This is a genomic window from Myxococcus llanfairpwllgwyngyllgogerychwyrndrobwllllantysiliogogogochensis (genome assembly GCF_006636215.1).
GTDB lineage: Bacteria > Myxococcota > Myxococcia > Myxococcales > Myxococcaceae > Myxococcus > Myxococcus llanfairpwllgwyngyllgogerychwyrndrobwllllantysiliogogogochensis.
Window position 1 is genome coordinate 1 of sequence record NZ_VIFM01000718.1, and the last position, 477, is coordinate 477.

General features: G+C 60.2%; 1 protein-coding gene. It reads left to right on the forward strand.

The window, feature by feature from the left end; genetic code table 11:
* Positions 1-88 precede the first annotated feature (88 nt).
* Positions 89-283: a LysR family transcriptional regulator gene (locus FJV41_RS55605; RefSeq protein ID WP_220138007.1), complete on the forward strand. Its 195-nt coding sequence runs from the start codon at positions 89-91 to the stop codon at positions 281-283.
* Positions 284-477 lie beyond the last annotated feature (194 nt).

Consider the following 477-nt stretch of genomic DNA (forward strand, 5'->3'; position numbering starts at 1 on the left):
TTTGAATTTGTGACTCACTCATTTGGAATTTTAATTAATTTCCTGTTAACTAATTTTTTTCAATTAGTTAACAGGATGAAAAATGAGAATGAGTGTCAAACAGTTACGCGCGTTTTTAGCGGTAGCTCACACTCTGAATTTCGCCCACGCCAGCGAAAGGCTGAATCTGTCGCAGCCAGCTCTCAGCCTGACCATCAAAGGGTTGGAGGAGGCGCTGGGCGGCGCGCTGCTGCAGCGCAGTGGCCGGCATGTGCACCAGGGGCCGGCGGCACCCTGGGCCTGACGAGGGCGGATCGGCGCGGCTTCAGCGCAGCGCGAATCCCGCGGCGATGCCCGCGAACAGGGTGAAACCCAGCCAGTGGTTGCGCGTGAACGCGCGGAAGCACCCTTCGCGGGTGCGGTGGCGGATGAGGCGCCAGTGCCAGGCCACCTGCGCCAGCATCGCCGCCAGGGCGACATGCAGGGGCCGGCCCAGGG